This window comes from Kineosphaera limosa NBRC 100340, assembly GCF_000298215.1.
GTDB lineage: Bacteria > Actinomycetota > Actinomycetes > Actinomycetales > Dermatophilaceae > Kineosphaera > Kineosphaera limosa.
Window position 1 is genome coordinate 1 of record NZ_BAHD01000094.1, and the last position, 17,169, is coordinate 17,169.

General features: G+C 71.4%; 22 protein-coding genes. 9 read left to right on the forward strand and 13 right to left on the reverse strand.

Translation table 11 applies throughout. From position 1 onward, the window contains the following. The first annotated feature begins 34 nt into the window (after positions 1-34). The 3 genes from KILIM_RS19800 to KILIM_RS24745 are packed head-to-tail and all read left to right on the forward strand — an operon-like array spanning position 35 to position 1,213. Entirely contained in the window at positions 35-496 is a 462-nt protein-coding gene (locus KILIM_RS19800) for a hypothetical protein (RefSeq protein ID WP_006594533.1), read from the forward strand. A 2-nt stretch (positions 497-498) separates the two neighbouring features. Next, on the forward strand, positions 499-729 hold the full coding sequence (locus tag KILIM_RS19805) for a hypothetical protein (RefSeq protein WP_040563937.1): 231 nt from the start codon (positions 499-501) through the stop codon (positions 727-729). 58 nt (positions 730-787) lie between these two features. Next, complete coding sequence (locus KILIM_RS24745; protein ID WP_006594535.1) at positions 788-1,213, forward strand: type II toxin-antitoxin system HicB family antitoxin; 426 nt, start codon at positions 788-790, stop codon at positions 1,211-1,213. A 7-nt stretch (positions 1,214-1,220) separates the two neighbouring features. Here KILIM_RS24745 and mutM read toward each other — a convergent pair whose 3' ends face one another. Genes mutM through KILIM_RS19830 form a run of 4 tightly spaced genes read right to left on the reverse strand, consistent with a single transcriptional unit; the run spans position 1,221 to position 3,745 of the window. Then, the gene (gene mutM, locus KILIM_RS19815; RefSeq protein WP_006594536.1) at positions 1,221-2,129 is read right to left on the reverse strand and encodes a bifunctional DNA-formamidopyrimidine glycosylase/DNA-(apurinic or apyrimidinic site) lyase; all 909 of its coding nucleotides are present in this window, start codon (positions 2,127-2,129) and stop codon (positions 1,221-1,223) included. A 6-nt stretch (positions 2,130-2,135) separates the two neighbouring features. After that, entirely contained in the window at positions 2,136-2,939 is an 804-nt protein-coding gene (rnc, locus tag KILIM_RS19820) for a ribonuclease III (RefSeq protein WP_006594537.1), read from the reverse strand. Between the two features lie 16 nt (positions 2,940-2,955). Beyond that, on the reverse strand, positions 2,956-3,150 hold the full coding sequence (rpmF, locus tag KILIM_RS19825; RefSeq protein ID WP_006594538.1) for a 50S ribosomal protein L32: 195 nt from the start codon (positions 3,148-3,150) through the stop codon (positions 2,956-2,958). A gap of 1 nt (position 3,151) precedes the next feature. Next, positions 3,152-3,745: a YceD family protein gene (locus KILIM_RS19830; RefSeq protein WP_040563940.1), complete on the reverse strand. Its 594-nt coding sequence runs from the start codon at positions 3,743-3,745 to the stop codon at positions 3,152-3,154. Between the two features lie 249 nt (positions 3,746-3,994). On the opposite strand from KILIM_RS19830, the gene coaD reads away from it, so the two are divergent. Further along, positions 3,995-4,474: a pantetheine-phosphate adenylyltransferase gene (gene coaD / locus KILIM_RS19835; protein ID WP_006594540.1), complete on the forward strand. Its 480-nt coding sequence runs from the start codon at positions 3,995-3,997 to the stop codon at positions 4,472-4,474. Here the strand turns inward: coaD and KILIM_RS22850 are convergent. The 5 genes from KILIM_RS22850 to KILIM_RS22860 form a co-directional block, all read right to left on the reverse strand. Then, a complete protein-coding gene (locus KILIM_RS22850; RefSeq protein ID WP_157551847.1) occupies positions 4,379-5,038 on the reverse strand; it encodes a thioredoxin domain-containing protein in 660 nt (219 codons plus the stop codon). The two genes, coaD and KILIM_RS22850, sit on opposite strands and share 96 nt — an antisense overlap. Positions 5,039-5,154: 116 nt before the next feature. Continuing rightward, positions 5,155-5,784 (reverse strand): 16S rRNA (guanine(966)-N(2))-methyltransferase RsmD, encoded by a 630-nt coding sequence (gene rsmD / locus KILIM_RS19845; protein WP_006594542.1) that lies wholly within the window; start codon positions 5,782-5,784, stop codon positions 5,155-5,157. Further along, positions 5,781-8,144: an ATP-dependent DNA helicase RecG gene (locus KILIM_RS19850; RefSeq protein WP_051988902.1), complete on the reverse strand. Its 2,364-nt coding sequence runs from the start codon at positions 8,142-8,144 to the stop codon at positions 5,781-5,783. Before KILIM_RS19850 ends, rsmD begins: the two co-directional genes overlap by 4 nt. Before the next feature lie 27 nt (positions 8,145-8,171). Then, a complete protein-coding gene (locus tag KILIM_RS22855) occupies positions 8,172-9,947 on the reverse strand; it encodes a DAK2 domain-containing protein (RefSeq protein ID WP_006594544.1) in 1,776 nt (591 codons plus the stop codon). 139 nt (positions 9,948-10,086) lie between these two features. Then, positions 10,087-10,443 carry a hypothetical protein gene (locus KILIM_RS22860; RefSeq protein ID WP_006594545.1) on the reverse strand — a complete coding sequence of 119 codons (357 nt, stop codon included), beginning with the start codon at positions 10,441-10,443 and terminating at the stop codon, positions 10,087-10,089. 145 nt (positions 10,444-10,588) lie between these two features. Here KILIM_RS22860 and rpmB point away from each other — a divergent pair, with 145 nt between their 5' ends. After that, positions 10,589-10,783: a 50S ribosomal protein L28 gene (rpmB, locus tag KILIM_RS19865; RefSeq protein WP_040563938.1), complete on the forward strand. Its 195-nt coding sequence runs from the start codon at positions 10,589-10,591 to the stop codon at positions 10,781-10,783. 116 nt (positions 10,784-10,899) lie between these two features. Here rpmB and thiL read toward each other — a convergent pair whose 3' ends face one another. Then, positions 10,900-11,883, reverse strand: coding sequence for a thiamine-phosphate kinase (gene thiL, locus KILIM_RS19870; RefSeq protein WP_006594547.1), 984 nt, complete (start codon positions 11,881-11,883; stop codon positions 10,900-10,902). A gap of 204 nt (positions 11,884-12,087) precedes the next feature. On the opposite strand from thiL, the gene KILIM_RS19875 reads away from it, so the two are divergent. The 3 genes from KILIM_RS19875 to KILIM_RS22865 all read left to right on the forward strand — a co-directional run bounded on the left by KILIM_RS19875 (position 12,088) and on the right by KILIM_RS22865 (position 13,797). Then, positions 12,088-12,321 carry an Lrp/AsnC family transcriptional regulator gene (locus KILIM_RS19875; protein WP_006594548.1) on the forward strand — a complete coding sequence of 78 codons (234 nt, stop codon included), beginning with the start codon at positions 12,088-12,090 and terminating at the stop codon, positions 12,319-12,321. Continuing rightward, positions 12,318-12,755 (forward strand): DUF3515 family protein, encoded by a 438-nt coding sequence (locus KILIM_RS19880; RefSeq protein WP_006594549.1) that lies wholly within the window; start codon positions 12,318-12,320, stop codon positions 12,753-12,755. Before KILIM_RS19875 ends, KILIM_RS19880 begins: the two co-directional genes overlap by 4 nt. A gap of 124 nt (positions 12,756-12,879) precedes the next feature. Continuing rightward, positions 12,880-13,797, forward strand: a complete 918-nt coding sequence (locus tag KILIM_RS22865) for an alpha/beta fold hydrolase (protein ID WP_006594550.1) — start codon at positions 12,880-12,882, stop codon at positions 13,795-13,797. Here KILIM_RS22865 and KILIM_RS19890 read toward each other — a convergent pair. The 3 genes from KILIM_RS19890 to KILIM_RS19900 form a co-directional block, all read right to left on the reverse strand. Beyond that, a complete protein-coding gene (locus tag KILIM_RS19890) occupies positions 13,757-14,875 on the reverse strand; it encodes a D-alanine--D-alanine ligase family protein (protein ID WP_006594551.1) in 1,119 nt (372 codons plus the stop codon). The two genes, KILIM_RS22865 and KILIM_RS19890, sit on opposite strands and share 41 nt — an antisense overlap. Positions 14,876-14,974: 99 nt before the next feature. Then, on the reverse strand, positions 14,975-15,976 hold the full coding sequence (locus KILIM_RS19895; RefSeq protein WP_006594552.1) for an NAD(P)H-dependent glycerol-3-phosphate dehydrogenase: 1,002 nt from the start codon (positions 15,974-15,976) through the stop codon (positions 14,975-14,977). Further along, complete coding sequence (locus KILIM_RS19900) at positions 15,973-16,743, reverse strand: lysophospholipid acyltransferase family protein (protein WP_006594553.1); 771 nt, start codon at positions 16,741-16,743, stop codon at positions 15,973-15,975. Before KILIM_RS19900 ends, KILIM_RS19895 begins: the two co-directional genes overlap by 4 nt. A 112-nt stretch (positions 16,744-16,855) precedes the next feature. Here KILIM_RS19900 and KILIM_RS19905 point away from each other — a divergent pair. Further along, positions 16,856-17,169: glycosyltransferase family protein (locus KILIM_RS19905; protein WP_006594554.1), on the forward strand; the 314-nt coding region annotated here is incomplete at its 3' end.

Genomic DNA, 17,169 nt, shown 5'->3' on the forward strand with positions numbered 1-17,169 from the left:
GGAGTCCGAATACGTTCCGAATAGGATGTGGTCCATGACTGGCGCAACCGACCTCCCCGTGGCCACCCGGCGTTCCTCGGACCTGAGCAAGCACTCGGCCGAGGTCTTCGCCGAGGCGGAGGACCACCCGGTCACGGTGACCCGCCGTGACGGCGAGTCCCTGGTGCTCATGTCCCAGCGCGAAGCCGACGCGCGGGCCGCGCTCCTGAACATTGCCGCCACCCTCATCACCGTGGCACTTGAGGACGGCCCGCTGACCGAGCGCATGGCCAGCCGTTACCCGTGGATGTACGCGCTGAGCGTTCAGGAGCGGGATGCGTGCGCCCGGGACGTCATCGACGCGGCGCGGGCATCCTTCTCGACGCAACAGCCGCACCTGGCGATCAGCAAACTCACCAGCTGGCGCGAGACGGCCACGGCGATCGCCGCAGGCTTGGGCTCACAGCCGATCGAATGGCTCGACGATGCCGACGATGCTGTCGTCGAGCGCCCCTGACCATGCCCAAGGAGACCGTGGTCCCGCGACCGGCGAAGAAGTCGGAGTACGTCTTGAAGTTCGCCACGAAGCAGTCAGAAAAGGGCTGGCGCGACCTCGTGGCAACGATCCGGAATCCGCGCTGGCAGCACAAACCCACGCAAGAAGGCACGGCTCGCGTGTGGTTCTACGTGGACGGCAACACGGTCTATCTGGAGCAGGTACATACCGCGCATCCCAATCAGACCAAGTAGCGGACACAGGCAGCGGAGCCCAGGGATCCGCCAGCGATCGACAAGAGGGGGCAGGAGCGTGACCGACAGGATCGACATCACCCACTACGGGTATCGCGTCACCTGGTCTGCCGAAGAACAGAGATTCGTCGCGACCTGCCTTGAACTGCCGTCGCTCTCCTGGCTGGGCTGCACCCAGGCGGAGACCCTTTCGGGCCTGCGCGACCTGGTTCGCGAGGTGGTCGAGGACCTCTACGCCGAAGGCGAACCCGTCCCCGAACCGATCGGAACACAACACCTACGAAGTCCGTCAAGTTCAACCGGCGAATCGGCGACGGTCACCCGCCAATACACCCAGATCGATCGCATCGTGCCGCGGGAACACGGGCTCGAACTGCTGCCACCCACACGTCGCACCGGCTCGCGACTGACCGACGTTCCCCGGCAGAAATTGCGAACCGCCGCCTCCATCGATGAGCTCTTGACCGATGAGCGGGACGCATGACCTTCGGCTACCTCCGCCGCGAGCGTGGCACCTTCTGGCATCGCGGGCAGAAGAAGCTCGAGCGGTTCATGAAGTGCTCGCGCCGGATCGGGGTGCCGCAGCGGTCGCACGGCTGCCCCTCGCGGCCGTAGGCGTGCAGGGAGCGGTCGAAGTAGCCGCTGGCGCCGTTGACGTTGACGTAGAGGGCGTCGAAGCTCGTGCCGCCGGCCTCCAGGGCGGCGGCCATGACGTCGCGGGCGTGGCCGAGCAGGCGCGTCAGGGCCGGTTTGGTGAGGTCCTCGGCGTACCGCTGCCCGTGAATGCCCGCCCGCCACAACGCCTCGTCGGCGTAGATGTTGCCGATGCCGGAGACGAGTTGCTGATCCAGAAGCGCCCGTTTGATCGCACTCCGCCGGGCCTTGAAGCGCCGCACGGCCAAGGGGAGGTCGAAGGTCGCCTCGAACGGGTCCGGCCCGATGTGGGTCACCGGTTCGGGCACCGGCTGGCCGTCGCGCTTCGAAGGCAGCAGCTCGGCCAGGGAGAGGCCGCCGAACGTGCGCTGGTCGACGAAGCGCAGCTCGCGCCCATCGGAAAGCTCGAAGCGCGCGTGCAGATGCTTGGGGTCCGGCGCATCCGGGGCCTGCACCAGTAACTGCCCGCTCATTCCGAGGTGGATGACGAGCGCGAACGGCGCCTCCCGATCGGACCCCTGGACCGGCAAGTCATGGCCGCGGACCAACTCCAGCCACAGGTACTTGCCGCGGCGACGGGCCGCCTGCACGTGCGTGCCGGTGACCCGGTCGACGAGATCCGCGGCGCCCGGCAGATGCCGGCGCGCGACCCGGGTGCCGGTCAGCGTGGCGGCCAGCAGATCGCGACCCACGACATGGTCGGCCAGGCCGGCGCGGACGACCTCGACCTCCGGCAGCTCCGGCATCGCCGCTCAGGCGCCCGCTTCGTCGGTCTCGTCAGCCTCGCCGTCGAGCGCCTCCGGCTCCGGCTCGCTGGTGAGCACGGCGTTGGCGCGGCGGGTCAGCTCTTTCCAAGCCTGCTCGGCGGCCTTCTGCTCGGCCTCCTTCTTGGAGCGGCCATTGCCGTCGCCGAGCACCTCCTCGCTGATGACGACGTGCGCGGTGAACACCTTCTCGTGATCCGGGCCCTCTTCGCTGACCCGGTACTCGGGACTACCGAAGGAGCCGGAGGCGGCCAACTCCTGCAGGCTCGTCTTCCAGTCCAACCCGGCACCCAGGCGCGCCGAGGACGCGAGCAGCGGGTCGACGAGGTGGTGCACGAAACGGCGGGCCTGCTCCAGCCCGTGCGCGAGATACACCGTGCCGATGAGCGCCTCGACGGTGTCGGCGAGAATCGACGTCTTGTCGCGCCCGCCGGTCGCCTCCTCACCGCGACCGAGCAGCAGGTAGTCGCCCAGCTCAAGGCGGCGCGCGACGGAACCGAGCGCACGCATGTTGACCACGGCGGCGCGCAGCTTGGCCAGCTGCCCCTCCGCCATGTCGGGATGGTCGGCGTAGAGCGACTCGGTAACGACAAGCCCCAACACCGAGTCGCCGAGAAACTCCAGGCGCTCGTTGTTGGGGATGCCGCCGTTCTCGTACGCGTACGAGCGGTGCGTCAGGGCATGGTCGAGCAGCGACTCCTCGATCGGGATGCCGAGGATGCCGTGAATCGCCTCGACCAGGCCTGCGACGTCTCGCCGCTCGCTGTTGGCTGCGGCGCGGGAGGAGCCCATCAGCTCACCCCGGACGTCAGCTCTGGTGCTCGGTCCGCTCGGCCGAGGGGTAGTGCCGGCCAGCGTAGGTGCCGCAGGAGGGGCAGGCGATGTGCGGCTGCTTGGGCGCGGAGCAGCGGGGGCACGACGTCAAGGTCGTCGCCGTCGCCTTCCACTGCGCCCGGCGGGAGCGGGTGTTGGAGCGCGACATCTTCCGCTTCGGGACGGCCACGTCAGTTCCTCTTCTCTTCGTCGTCTTCGGTGGTGCTCGACCCGTCGGGGTTCGCGAGCTGCTGCAGGCTCGCCCAGCGCGGGTCGATGATCTCGTGCTGGTGGCTCGGATCGTCCGCCAGGTGCGCTCCACATTCGGAGCACAACCCCGGGCAGTTCTCGTCGCACACCGGCTGGAACGGCAGGGCAGGCACCACTGCGTCCCGCACTACGTCTTCCAGGTCGAGCAGGTCACCCTCGAGGACCCGCTGGTCCTCGTCGTCGTCCGCCCCGACCTCCTGGTGGTGCGCGGCGCGGTCGGCGTAGGCGAACAACTCCTGGATCGGCACCTCGATCGCCTCGGTGACCGGGTCCAGGCAGCGCACGCAGGCACCCTGAGCCTGCGCCCGCACCGAACCGCTGACCAGCACGCCCTCCATCACGGACTCCAGTCGCAGATCGAGATCGATCGGCGAGCCCGCTCGGATGGCGATGACATCGGTACCCAGGTCGTCGGGTGCAGGGACGGAGCGGGAGACCTCGAGCATCGACCCCGGCCTGCGCTGCAGGGCGCGGGTATCGAGCACCAGAGGCGCACGCGGGTCCAGCGTCTTCATGAGGTTCACTTCACTTCGTCTCGCCGACGATGGGCACTCGGGGTCAGCTGGGCTTTGGGACCCAGCGGGGGTTCGGCAGTGGTTCGGTCTGCGTTTCTCCGGCGCCGCACCGTACGGGACGGGGGCACCTGGACGCAGACCGGCACATCAGTCTAGACCAGGCCCGGTCGCGCGCCCAAAAGCACTGCCCGCAGACGCTATCTCGGCGGGGCCGCCCCGGTCGGTGGCCGGGCTGCTAGGTTCGCGAAGATGCGACGCTGTGTCTGCCCCGGCTCCTTCGACCCTGTGACGCTGGGCCACCTGGATGTCATCAACCGAGCCGCTCGACTCTACGACGAGGTGGTCGTCGCGGTGCTCGACAATCCGGCCAAGCACTCCCTGTTCAGCCTGCAGGAGCGGGTGGAACTGCTGACGGAGCAGGTGCGGGATCTGGGCGGGGTGCGGGTCATGCCGTTCGGTGGCCGCTTGCTCGTCGAGCTGTGCGAGCAGGTCGATGCGCAGGCCATCGTCAAGGGCCTGCGCGGCGAGGTCGACTACTCCTACGAGCTGCCGATGGCCGTGATGAACCGGCGCCTCACCGGCGTCGAGACTCTCTTCATGCCCGGCGAGCCCGGCCTCAACGAGGTCTCCAGCTCACTGATCAAGGAGGTCGCCCGCTACGGCGGCGACGTCTCCGGGTTGCTTCCGGCGGCCGTGTGGGCGGCGCTGACGGCCAAGCTCGCCGACTGAGGCTGGGGCCTGCTCGTCCGAGGCCGAGGCGTTCGAGCCCTCGTTGTTCGGACTCTGGTTGTTCGAACCCTGGTGTGCGGCGGCAGGCGGGCTCGAGCGGGACTGCCGGGGGTCGCGGACCGCGTCGATCACGAGCTGCGGGTCGGGGTGGGCGACCGCGGTGCCGTCCGGCAGGATCACGGTCGGCACCAACTCGGCTCCGTCGTTGAGGTCGCGCACATACGCCGCACCCTCCGTGTCGTGCCAGATGTCGACCCACGTCAGGGCGGCGGGCGGGATGCCCGCTCGGCGCAGCGCCCAGCGCAGCCGCAGGGTGTGCCGGCAGCCGGGCCGCCAGTAGACAACGGGTCGCTCGTCGCGCACGAGCAGACGTTGGGCGGCCCAGTGGGACGGGCCGGGCCGGCGGTGCAGCGGCGAGCACAAGTACGCACCGAGGGCCAGGCCGGTGAAGGCGGGCGCGGCGAGGACCGGCAGGCCCAGGATCACGAATTCGGTCGCAACGAGCACAGCGAGCGCCCCTACGCCCGCCGCATGCCACCATCGGGCTCGCGTCGACCGATCCACGTCAGCGATGCTATGGCGGGTTCTCACAGCCCCGATAGGTTGACGCCCGGCTCGTGACCATGGTGTGACCCCAGCGTCCCAACAGCTGGACAGTGGCGCGCCAAAAAGCCTGTCGACTAGGCGAATTCGGCGAACCAGACCCGCGTCTCGCCGTAGCTACGGTCGGCGACGGGGGCCAATGTCGGTCCTTGTTCGGCGACGTCCGACACCGTGGGGTTCGGCTCGTCGGCCCGGTGGGGCCAGCGCGGTTCGGGCGAGCGGGCGGAGCGCTCGACGACGACGACGGCCTCCGGTGCCAGGCGCGCGCACAACAACACCAGCATCTGGGCGAGCTCGTCCTCAGACAGGTCGTAGGGCGGGTCGAGAAAGGCCAGGTCGACGTCGGCGGGTGCCGGCGCTCGCAGATACCGGGCGACCGGCTCGGCGCGGACCTCGACCAGGTCCGCAGCGCGACCAGCCCCGGGCCGGGCGGCCGCCACGTCCCGGGCATTACGACGGGCGATCTCGGCGGCCTTTCGGGCGCTGTCGACGAGCACGACGTGGCCCGCGCCGCGGCTCAGCGCCTCCAGGCCGAGCGCCCCCGAGCCGGCGTACAGATCGAGCACGCGAGCACCCTCGATGACCTCGAGGTGCTCGAGGCGGGAGAAGATCGCTTCGCGCACCCGGTCGCTCGTCGGGCGGGTGCCCGCGCCGGGCGGTGTCGCGAGCCGCCGACCCCCGGCGGCCCCGGCGATGATGCGGGTCATCCGCGCTCCAGGAAGGCGGCCTGCTGCTCGTCGACGACCATGTTGACCAGGTATGACAGGTGCGGCTGGCCCGCCAGGGTCGGGTCTTGGTCGAGCAGCGCAGCGGCGTCTTCTCGGGCGGCCTCGATGATCTGTGCGTCGTCGCCACCACGCAGCGACAGCATCCGCAGTGAAGTCCCGCCGCTCTGCCGGGCCCCGAGGATGTCGCCCTCGCGGCGGTACTGCAGGTCCAGTTGCGAGAGTTCGAAGCCGTCGTTGGTGGCCGCGATGGCGGTCATCCGCTCGACCGCGGGCGAGCGCCGTTGATCGTTGGGGTCGCCGGGGCGCAGCCCGGGTGTCCCGGGGTGGTCGATGTCGGGCACCCCCGAGAGAACGAACAGGCACAACCCCGGGTGCTCGCCCCGCCCGACCCGACCGCGCAGCTGGTGCAACTGGGAGATGCCGAACCGGTCGGAGTTGGTGACCACCATGAGCGTCGCATTCGGCACGTCGACGCCGACCTCGACGACGGTCGTGGAGACCAGCACGTCGATCTCCCCGGCGGTGAAGGCCGCCATGGCCCGGTCCTTCTCATCGGGCGTCAGGCGGCCGTGCAGGATCCCGACGCGCACGTCACGCAGGGCCGGCAGCTCACGAAGTTCGCGGGCCACCTCGTGGACCCCGCGCAGTGGCACCCCCTCGTCTCGCTCCGGGTCGTCGTCGCCGTAGTACATGGCGTCGGTCATCGTCAGCCACGCCCGCTCGCTGTTCAGCGCCTCCGCCCCGGTGGGCACGGCACTGCGCTCCTCCCACTCCTCGCCGATGCGCGGGCACACGACGTAGACCTGGCGTCCGGCGCGCACCTCGTCGGCGACGCGACCCCAGGTCCGCTCGTACCAGAGCCGATTGCCGACGACGAAGGAGCCGATCGGCTGACGCCCCGCGGGCAGCTCGGCCAGCACGCTCGTATCCATGTCGCCGAAGACCGTCATGGCGACCGTGCGCGGGATGGGCGTGGCGGTCATGACGAGCACGTGCGGGGGCTTCTTGGCCTTCTCGCGCAGGGCGTCGCGCTGCTCGACGCCGAAGCGGTGCTGCTCGTCGACGACGACCAGCCCCAGGTCAGCGAGCTGCACATGCTTCTGGATGAGCGCGTGGGTGCCGACGACGATCCCAGCCTCACCCGACGCTGCCGCCAGCAGTGCCTGCTTTCGGGCTGCCGCCGACTGGCTGCCCGTCAACAGCGCGACGCGGGTGCCGCGGTCGAGGTCGCCGCCGAGCATGCCGCCCTGGGCGAGGTCACCGAGCAGCGTGGTGATCGTGCGGTAGTGCTGAGCGGCGAGCACCTCGGTGGGGGCCAGCAGGGCGGCCTGCCCACCGGCGTCGATGACCGCGAGCATCGCGCGCAGCGCGACGACGGTCTTGCCGGAGCCGACCTCGCCCTGCAGCAGCCGGTTCATCGGGTGCGAGCGGGCCAGGTCGGCGGCGATCTCCTCGCCCACGGCGCGCTGACCAGCGGTCAGCGTGAACGGCAGCCGCTTGTCGAAGGCTTCGAGCAAGCCGCCCTGGCGCGGTGCCCGCGGCACCGCCGGCGCCTGCTGTTGGGCGCGCCGGCGCATGCCGAGCGCGAGTTGCATGAGCAGCGCCTCGTCGTACTTCAGCCGCTTCTTGCCCTTCGCGACGTCGTCACGGTGTTCCGGCAGATGCAGGTGCCGCATCGCCGCCACGTACCCGGGCAGGTCGCGTCGCCGCCGCAACTCCGCCGGCAGCGGGTCGCCGTCGTCGCTCATCGCGCCCAGAACCGTGGCGACGAGGCGATTGATGGTCCAGCTGGGAACTCCGCGCACCTCCAGGTAGACCGGATGGAGGGCGCGCGCCACGACCCCGAGACCGGGAGTACCCCCCTGGTCGCGCAGGCCGTGCCCCGCATCGGGGGTAGGGGCGTCGTCATCGAGATCCGAGAGCATCTCGTAACTGGGGTGGGACAGCTGCCATCTACTGCCGTACCTGCCCACCCGTCCCTCGAACAGCCCCTTCGCCCCCGGGATCAGGCGATCCTGGTGGCCGTAGACGCTGAAGAAGGTGACCTCGAGGTCACCCACGGCGGTGCTGATGAGGACGTTGAGCATGGAGCGCCGGCGCCCCGACATCGGGCGCTTGGCGACCGTGCGGACGGTCCCTTCGAGCACGACGTATTCGCCCTCGGTGAACTCGGTCAGCTCCTCCTGCCCGTCGAGGTAGCGGCGCGGCAGAAACCAGAGCAGGTCCTCGACCGTCTGCAGACCCCGTTGCTGCTGCAGCGGCTGGGCGTAGCTGCCGAGCAGTCGGCTCGACAGCGGCGTCTGCAACGTCACCACCGCACTGCCCTCCTTGCCTCGCATCTGGCCATCACCCTCCGCAGCCACATCTCACTCGACTCCGATGGTCAGCGGGTCGGCGGCTTGTTCGCCGACGAGGACGACCTGCACCTCGAGGGCACGGTGCCCCCCGGCTCCGGCGGCCAGCTCGTCGGCGATCTGCTGGGCCACCGCGACCGCGGACGGGCGTGCGCAGATCGTCACGAGCTCGGCCTCGCCCCCGCCGCGCTCGACCAGCTGCTGGACCTGAGCCAGCGCGTTCCGGCGCAACCGTTCTGGCGCCGCAAGCTGGCCAGGAGCCAGCTCGCCCGGGGCAATCTCGTCGGGGGCCGGCTCGTCGGAGACCGACGCGCACAGCACCGCGTCGGCGGCCGCCTGCATCGCCTGGGCGTCGCTGTGAACCTCGGCGTGCGGATCATGCACGGCCAGCGCCGCGAGCGCCGCCGGCAGCGCCGACGCGGCAACGACGAGCACCTCGACACCATCGCGGCGCGCCTCGAGCACGGGCTGCTCGACGCTCGCGGCCACATCGGTCAGCACGACGATCGGAGACGCCGGCGCGTCGGTGAGCGCTGCGAACAGCCCGGCGGGGTCTGGCTCGTGGGCGGTGTCGACGGCACCCGCCAGCAGGTGGCGGCCGGGGAGACCGGCCAGCGACTCCGGCAGCCCCGCGGAGAGAACGGTAACGAACCCGGACCCACCTGTCGGCGCGAGCGGCTGCGCCTGCGGCAGCCCCTCGATGCGCAGATGAGAAAGCGCTTGCGATCCGCCGCCGGCGTCGATGGCCTGCTGCACCCGCTGCGCCTCGACGTGCACATGCACCCGCAGCGCGCGCTCGTCGCCCGCGAGCACGACGCTGTCGCCCAGCTCGGCAAGTTGCGCGCGCAGCCGGTCGCGCGCGGCCTCGTCAAGACCCGCCACCAGGTAGGTGACCTCGACCTGATCCCCCAGTGGGTGATCGCCGTGCTCGCAGCGCGCCGGCACATCGCCGGGGTCACCCGTCAGCTCGCCGGCCCGCCGGCCGGTGACCACCTCGTGCAGCGCCGAGAGCACGACGACCAGTCCAGCTCCGCCGGCGTCGACCACCCCGGCGCGCTTGAGCGTCGGCAGTTGCTCGGGGGTGCGCGCCAGTGCGGCTTCGGCCGCCTCGACCGCCGCCCCGGTCACGTCGGCCAGGCGGCCCCCGCCCGCCGCCGACCGATCGGCGGCGCTCGCCGCGGATCGGGCCACCGAGAGCATCGTGCCTTCGACTGGTCGGCCGACCGCACCCCAGGCTCGCTCGCTCGCCGTCCGCAGTGCCTTGGCCAAGCCGGTCGCATCGACCCGGCCGCGGGCGTGCATCAGGGTGGCCACCAGCCCGCGAATGAGCTCCGACAAGATGGCCCCCGAATTGCCGCGCGCCGCCACGAGCGTGGAGTCGGACAACGCCGCCAACCGCGAGTCCACCGCCACCGCGTGCGCGTCGTGCTCGTCGTTCGGCTCCTGCGCGGGCCCGACGGCGGGGTTGTCGGCGGCAGAGGTGTCGGCGACGGGGATGTCGGCCGCGGGAGCGCCGCTGGAGACCGGCGGGACGTCCGGATGAGCCGCGATGTGCTCCCGCAGCCCACGCAGCGCACCGGAGAGGGTCTGCAGCATGTTCGTGCCGGTGTCGCCATCGGGCACGGGAAAGACATTGAGCGCGTCGATGCCGGGTCGGTGGGCGGCCAACGCAGCGCGGGCCCGGAATGCCCACCGGCGCAGCGCCGCGCCGTCCAGCACCTCCAACTCGCCGGAGGAGGCTGCACCGTCCGCGTCCGCTCCCGTTGCGTCCCGCTCGTGCTCGTCCACGCCACTCATCCTCACATCGACCACCGACAACGCGTCGGACAAGGCGTCGGCGCCCCGCGCGGCGGAAGGTCGCCTGCGCCTGATCTGCGCCTGGTCTAGGCCTGGTCTGGGCCCGTTCGCGGGCGCTTCCCGGCGCCGATCAGCCGCCGCGCAGGGCCTCGAGCACCTCGATCGCGTGCCGGGTCGACGGTAGCCGGTCGGGAGCGGCGCTGCGGTAGGTCTCCTCCGCCTCCCGCCAGGCTGCGAGCTCGACGTCGAACAGCTGCTGCTCCTGCGCGTCGGTCAGCACCTTGCGCGCGGCGTCGGCCGCGCCGACACCCAGTGGGGCGCCCTCGATGGCGCCGGCGCTGGGTGCCTGGTCGATCGGCACCGCCTCGGCGTTCTCCAGGGTCGCCAGCACCCCTGCGATCGCCGCGACGGCGGTGGCGTCTCGGGCGCGTCGGGCGGAGCGCAGCGCGGCCCGCAGTTGGGTTCGCAGCGGGGAGTCGGTCGTCACCCATTCAGCCTCTCAGGCCGGCATTTGGGTGCGACCCGGGGGCTCGGCTATTCTTGACCGGTTCCTGCTGGACGACGCTCGGCCTGCCCGCGATCCGACCAGCAGCGGTCATCATCAAGTTTCCTCTCGTTCTCAGGAGTTTCCCGTGGCTGCCAACTGCGACGTCTGCGGCAAGGGACCGACCTTCGGTCACAACATCTCGCACTCGCACCGGCGCACCAACCGCCGCTGGACGCCGAACATCCAGCGCGTCCGCGCCAAGGTCGGCGCCGCCGGCAAGACGCCCAAGCGTCTGAACGTGTGCACCTCCTGCCTCAAGGCGGGCAAGGTCCAGCGCTGAGCTGACCTGTCGAAGCAATCGAGCCGCCGGCCTGCGGGCCGCGCGGCTCTTTGCTGTGCCCGGCTCCGCCCCGGCGTCGCCCCGGCGACCCCCGGCGACGCCCGGACCGGCGAGGCTCAGCCGCCGAAGTGATCCCAACCGCTGACCTGCGGCGCGACCCCGTCGACGGTCACGCCAGGCCCCTCGGGACCGGCCGCTAGCACCCGACCGATGGGCCGGAACCCCTGCGGCAAACCCTGCGGCAGCTCCTGCTCCGCGGGGAAGCAGGCGAGGAGGGAGTGCTCCTCACCTCCGGCGAGCACGCACGCCCGCGCGGCCTCGCCGCCGACGAAGGGCGCCAGCGCCGCGATGTCCTGCGCGAGCGCCTCCGCTAAGAGTTCGATGCGCACACCGGAGGCGGCGGCCACGCGCCCCGCGTCCCGCACGAGCCCGTCGGACAGGTCGATCATCGCGCGCGCCCCCGCCTGCGCGGCTCGGGGTCCGGCGGCCAGCGGCGGGCTGGGGCACCGCTGCGCGGACAGCAACTCCACGGCATCCGCGCGCGCGTCCTGCCAGTCCCCCGCGAGAAACAACTCGAGTCCGGCGGCCGCCCGCCCGAGCGTGCCGGCTACGGCCACCACGTCGCCCGGCCGCGCGCCAGAACGGGTCACGGGCGGTCCGTCGAGCCGCCCGACCGCGGTGATGCTCACCGACAGCACCCCCGCACCCGCGGAGGAGAGATCGCCGCCCAGCACGCCGGTGTCGGCCGCGGCGGCGGCCTGTCCGATCCCCCGGGAAAGCTCGACGGCCCACTGCAGCGGCGTCGCGGCGTCCGCGATGAGCGTGACAAGCAGCCCCGCCGGACGAGCCCCCATTGCCGCGACATCCGCCAGGTTCTGGGCGACGCACTTGGCGCCGACGTCGGCCGCGCTCGACCACTCGTCGAGCCAGTCCTTGCCGCGCACCATCGTGTCGGTCGTCAACACGATCCCGGTCTCCCCGATGCCGCTGGCGATGACCGCCGCGTCGTCGCCCGGCCCGAGCGAGGTCGCGGCGGGCACCGGCAACAGCGGGAAGATCCGGGCGAGCAGTTCGTCCTCACCGATCTGCGCCAGCGTCATCGGTTCGCCGGTCGCCGTCGTCGCGGCCTTCGTGGATGCGGTGGGCGCGGGCTCGGTCTGGGGCATGGGGAACGTGACCTCCGGGGGCGCGAACAGGCATGATGTCGTCATCGGCAGGCTAGACGGCCCCGCGCGCGCCTGCCGCCGGGACCGCCGGAACCGCCGGAGCCGGCACTGGCAGCGACGAGAGAACGGGAGCCGTTGATGGTCCAGGCGTATGTGCTCGTGCAGACCGAGGTGGGTAGCTCCGGCAAGGTAGCCGCTGCATTCTCGGCGATGACGGGCGTCATGTCGGCCAGCGAGGTCACCGGCCCTTACGACCTCATCGTGCGAATCGCCGCCGACGACCTGGAGTCGCTCGGCGAGTTCGTGCTCGACCGCATCCAGACCGTCGAGGGCATCACCCGAACGCTGACGTGCACGATCGTCCACGGTTGAGGCTGGCGACGGTCGTCGCCACGGGCGTCGCTCTGCTCGCCCTGACCGCCTGCTCGGGGGTCGTGCAGGTGGCCGTCCCTCCATTGGCCACCGCTCCCGCGTGCGCCCAGATCGCCTGGCCGCACACCGTCGCAGGCCAGCGAGGCGGCCCCGCAGTACCGGCGAACGCCGCCACTCACGCCTGGGGCAGCCCCGCGATCATCGCCCGCTGCGGTGTCCCGGCCCCGCCACCGACCACGCTGGAGTGCCTCGGCGTCGACGAGGTGGACTGGATCATCGAGCCGCTGTCGGACGGCACTCGCTTCACGACCTATGGCCGTGAGCCCGCCCTGCAGGTGCTCGTGCCCGACGCCTACGAGCCGGCGCCGATGGTGCTCGGCGACCTGACCCCGGCGGCAACATCACTGCCCGCCACCGGACGCCGCTGCCGATAGCTCGTTCGCCGACGCCGCAGGCCGTGGTGCCAGCACCAATCTTTGCGCAGCAGATGCCGGTAATGTCCCAGTTCACCCGGTTCGACCCCAGGAAATCCCCGGGCCCCGATGAAAGACTGCTGAGATGGAACGCACCTTGACAACCGTTCCCTACGGCTCTGGGCACCTGGCTGCGCTCGACTACGGCGGCACGGGCCCTGACGTGCTGCTCGTGCCGACTCTCGGCTCCTGCGCCCCCGCCTGGGACGTGGTTGCGCAGCGCGTCGACGGTCGCTGCCGGCTGGTCGCCTTGGACCCGCCCGGGCACGCCCAGTCCAGTACCGACCCCAGCGACGCCAGCGACGCCTGGCGCAGCATCATCGCCGCAGTGGGCGCCCTCGGGCTCGAGCGCCCGGTGCTCGTCGGTCACGACCACGCCGCGTCGTTCGTGGCGCAGGCCGCCCTGGCCGACCCGGAGTTGGCCGCGGCGGTCATCGCCGTGGGCGGCAGCCTGGCTCGTGGGCAGTCCGACGTCGAGGAGATCGTCGATCTCATCATGGTGCCGGAGGTCGCCGACGGCCTGCGCCGGCGCTTCAGCTTCGGGGCGGTCGCCCGCGACCCCGACGAACTCGAGCGGCTTGTCGCCGCGGTCATCACCCAGTGCGATGCGGACTTGCTGACGCTCGACAACGGCGGCGCCGAGCGCGAGGTCCGCCACTCGCTGCTGCGCCTGCCCGACGGCACGCACATGCGCCGCCCGCGGGTGGAGGCGATTCAGGAGTACGCGCGGATCACCACCGACCACCCGCTCTTTCCCGACAACCGGCTCGCCCGCGGTCTGCGCGTGCCGACCTGGCTCGTGCAACTCTCCGACGGAGACGACACTCGCTTCGCGGCGAACGAGCGCACCCTGGCGCGCAGCAGCGAGTATCTGCACCTGGTGCAGTTGACCGCCGGTCAGTGGCCCATGTACTCGGCCGCCGACGAGTTGGCCGAACTCATCGTCGAGGTCGCCGTCGGCGTCAGCGCAATCCGAGTCGGCGGTGGCGGGCCAGCTCGATGAGCTCGGTGATGAGGTCGGAGTAGGAGATGCCGGTCGCCGCCCACATCTGCGGGTACATCGAGGTCGGCGTGAACCCGGGCATCGTGTTGATCTCGTTGAGAATGACGTCGCCCTCGGTGGTGTAGAAGAAGTCGACGCGGGCCAGGCCCTCGCAGCCGGCGGCGGTGAAGGCGGTCAACGCCATCTGCTTGATCCACTCGGTGTCGGGAGTCGGCAACTGCGCCGGGCAGGAGAGCCGCACGTCGGCCTCCGCGAGGTACTTGGCCTCGAAGTCGTAGAACTCGTGGTCCTGGGACACCACGATCTCGCCCAGCTCGCTCGCCCGGTCCGGCGCGGTTCCGCGCCCCTGCAGGATGCCGCACTCGATTTCGCGACCGAAGATCGCCGCCTCGACGATCACCTTGGGGTCATGCTCGCGCGCCCGCTCGATGGCCAGGTTCAGCTCCTCGGGTCGCGACACGCGGCTGATCCCCACGCTGGAGCCCGCGCGGCACGGCTTGACGAACACCGGCCAGCCCAGCGCCGCGACCCGCTCCTCGCACTCGTCGGAGTCGGTCAGCCACTGCTTGTCGGTGATGACCACGTACGGGCCGACCGGCAACTCGGCGGCGGCGAAGACGAGCTTCATGTAGTGCTTGTCCATCATCACCGCGGAGGCCAGCACCCCGGAGCCGACGTAGGGGATGTCGGCGAGCTCCAAGAGCCCCTGGATCGTGCCGTCCTCCCCGAACGGCCCGTGCAGCAGCGGAAACACGACGTCGATGTCGCCGAGGTCCACGGGCGCCACCCCCGGCCGCACGCTGGTCAGCGAGTGATCTCCGGTCGCCAGCGGCAGCACGACCTCCGCCTCGCCGGCGATCACCTGCGGCACGTGACCGGGCTTGAGCGCGAGGGTCTCCAGGTCGTCCTCGAACAACACCCAGCGGCCGTTGGGAGCGATGCCGATGGGCAGCACCTCGTATCGGGTGCGATCGATCGCGGCCATGACGCCGGCGGCGGTGGCGCACGACACGGCATGTTCGGAGGAGCGGCCGCCGAAAACGACGGCGACGCGGGGACGGGGCTGGTTGGCGCTCATCGTCGCCCGACATTACCGGCCGCAGGCACCCCGGCCTGGCACCACCTAGATCTTTCCCTCCGGCGTCGGACGGCTGGGTCTTCTGTCTACGCCGTCAGGCTAAGTCTTCTCGGGCTTGCGCTCCCGGGCCATGAGCGCGTCGGCCATGAGCGCGGGCCGCTGCCCGTCGTGCACGATGGCCACGACTCCTTCGCAGATCGGCACGTCGACGCCGACGCTGTGCGCCAGGGCCAGGATCGACTCGCACGAGGTGACGCCCTCGGCCGTCTGCCGGGTGCGGGCCACGACCTCCTCCAGGGAGTCGCCCTGCCCCAGCCCGACACCGACGCGGTGGTTGCGGGACAGGGGTGACATGCAGGTGGCGATGAGGTCACCGACCCCGGCCAGCCCGGAGAACGTGCCCGGTTGCGCACCCAGCGCCACACCCAGGCGGACGGTCTCGGCCAGGCCGCGGGTGATGATCGTCGCCTTCGTGTTGTCGCCCAGGCCCATGCCCTCGGCGATGCCGACCGCGACCGCGACGACATTCTTGGTCGCCCCGCCCAACTCCGCGCCGACGACATCGAGGTCGGTGTAGGGGCGGAAGTACGGCGTCGCGCAGGCCTCGGCGACGAGCTCGGCCGTCGCGGCGGAGCTGGCGGCGACGACGCTGGCGGCGGGGTGCTTGGCGGCGATCTCACGCGCCAGATTCGGGCCGGAGAGTACCGCCAGTAGCTCCTGGGGGACGCCGGTGACCTCACCGATGACTTGGGTCATGCGCAGCTGCGTGCCCAGCTCGATGCCCTTCATCAGGGACACGATCGGGGCGCCGGTCGCGGCCAGGTCACCCCACTGGGCGAGGTTCTCGCGCAGCTTCTGGCTGGGTACGGCGAGCACGATGAGGTCGGCGCCGTCGAGGGCGTAGGCGGAGTCGGTCGTCGCCTCGATCTGTGGGGAGAGCCTCAGGTCGGGCAGATAGTCGGCGTTGATGCGGGTGCTGTTGATCGTCTCGATGAGCTCGGGGCGCCGACCCCAGAGCCGGACGTCGTTGCCCGCGTCCGCGAGGACGGCGGAGAAGGCCGTGCCCCAACTACCGGTGCCGAAGACCGCGACCCGTCTCATCCGTTCATCCTCTGCTCCGGGACCGGCACGCGCCGACCACTGGTCTGATCCCACACATCGGTGGGCGCCTCCTCGTGCCGCAGCTGGGCGACGCCCGCAGTGATCGCCGCCATGATCCGCGCCGTCGCGGCCCGCAGCGCGACGGCGCTGACCGGCTGATCGCGCAGGTCGTCCAAGGGCACCGGCGGTCCGAGCAGCATGTGCATGACCGGCCGTCGCCACGGACGAAACGTGCCGTCGACATCGAGCAACTCCCGCGCACCCCACTGGGCCAGCGGCAACACCGGCGCGCCGACCTCCAGGGCCAGGCGCGCGGCACCGGTCTTGCCGAGCATCGGCCAGCCCTGCGGGTCCTTGGTGATGGTGCTCTCGGGCATGATGACGACGCACCGGCCGGCGCGGACAGCCGCCACCGCATCGCGATAGGCATCGGCGGCCCGGCCACTGCCCCGATGCACGGGGATCTGCTCGCAGGCCCCCAGCCAGCGGCCCAGCACCGGCAGCTCGAACAACGAGGCCTTGCCGAGAAAGAACGGCGGGTGGCCGTTGTCGAGCAGAAAGTGGGCCACCGCAAACGGATCGGCATGGGAGATGTGGTTCGCGGCGACCACGCAGCCGCCCTCCCGCGGCAGATGCTGCATGCCCTGCCAGTCCTGCCGCGTCAGCGCCCGCACCACGGGGCGGACCGTGCGCACGGCGTTGCGGTAGGCCAGCGACAACGGCGGGCGCCCCGGATACGCGGCCCACGCGCCGGACCTGCCCACCATGCGACCTCCCAGTCTGTGTCGTGGGGTACGGCCGGCGTCGGCGGCCCTCGCGGGTGCCCGACCCGCCGGGCCGCGCAACACCCTATCCGCGCCGATGGCAGGATCAGCAGCTGTGACCGCCGAGCAAGCTCCGCGCTGGACCGTCATCGTGCCGGTCAAGGGTACGGCGGCCGCCAAGACGCGCCTCGTCGCGGGCCTGGGGCCGCTGCTGTCGGCGGGGGCGGCCGGGCCGCAGGACCTGGCCCGGGCGCTGGCCCTGGACACCCTGGCGGCGGTGGCAGCGACCGCGGCGGTGCGGCTCCTGGTCGTCACCGCGGACCCCGGTCTGACCGGCGCCGCTACTGTCGTGCCCGACCCGGGGCGCGGCCTGGATGCCGCGATCGCGGCGGGCCTGAACGCGGCGGCCGGGGAGGCGCCGCAGACGCC

What these genes read in the sequence shown, in the direction of transcription:
- KILIM_RS19800 (WP_006594533.1), top strand. Translation starts at nt 35, where the DNA reads ATGACTGGCGCAACCGACCTCCCCGTGGCCACCCGGCGTTCCTCGGAC.
- KILIM_RS19805 (WP_040563937.1), top strand. Translation starts at nt 499, where the DNA reads ATGCCCAAGGAGACCGTGGTCCCGCGACCGGCGAAGAAGTCGGAGTAC.
- mutM (WP_006594536.1), bottom strand. Translation starts at nt 2,129, where the DNA reads ATGCCGGAGCTGCCGGAGGTCGAGGTCGTCCGCGCCGGCCTGGCCGAC.
- rnc (WP_006594537.1), bottom strand. Translation starts at nt 2,939, where the DNA reads ATGGGCTCCTCCCGCGCCGCAGCCAACAGCGAGCGGCGAGACGTCGCA.
- KILIM_RS19830 (WP_040563940.1), bottom strand. Translation starts at nt 3,745, where the DNA reads ATGAAGACGCTGGACCCGCGTGCGCCTCTGGTGCTCGATACCCGCGCC.
- coaD (WP_006594540.1), top strand. Translation starts at nt 3,995, where the DNA reads ATGCGACGCTGTGTCTGCCCCGGCTCCTTCGACCCTGTGACGCTGGGC.
- rsmD (WP_006594542.1), bottom strand. Translation starts at nt 5,784, where the DNA reads ATGACCCGCATCATCGCCGGGGCCGCCGGGGGTCGGCGGCTCGCGACA.
- KILIM_RS19850 (WP_051988902.1), bottom strand. Translation starts at nt 8,144, where the DNA reads ATGCGAGGCAAGGAGGGCAGTGCGGTGGTGACGTTGCAGACGCCGCTG.
- thiL (WP_006594547.1), bottom strand. Translation starts at nt 11,883, where the DNA reads ATGACGCTGGCGCAGATCGGTGAGGACGAACTGCTCGCCCGGATCTTC.
- KILIM_RS19875 (WP_006594548.1), top strand. Translation starts at nt 12,088, where the DNA reads ATGGTCCAGGCGTATGTGCTCGTGCAGACCGAGGTGGGTAGCTCCGGC.
- KILIM_RS22865 (WP_006594550.1), top strand. Translation starts at nt 12,880, where the DNA reads ATGGAACGCACCTTGACAACCGTTCCCTACGGCTCTGGGCACCTGGCT.
- KILIM_RS19890 (WP_006594551.1), bottom strand. Translation starts at nt 14,875, where the DNA reads ATGAGCGCCAACCAGCCCCGTCCCCGCGTCGCCGTCGTTTTCGGCGGC.
- KILIM_RS19895 (WP_006594552.1), bottom strand. Translation starts at nt 15,976, where the DNA reads ATGAGACGGGTCGCGGTCTTCGGCACCGGTAGTTGGGGCACGGCCTTC.
- KILIM_RS19900 (WP_006594553.1), bottom strand. Translation starts at nt 16,743, where the DNA reads ATGGTGGGCAGGTCCGGCGCGTGGGCCGCGTATCCGGGGCGCCCGCCG.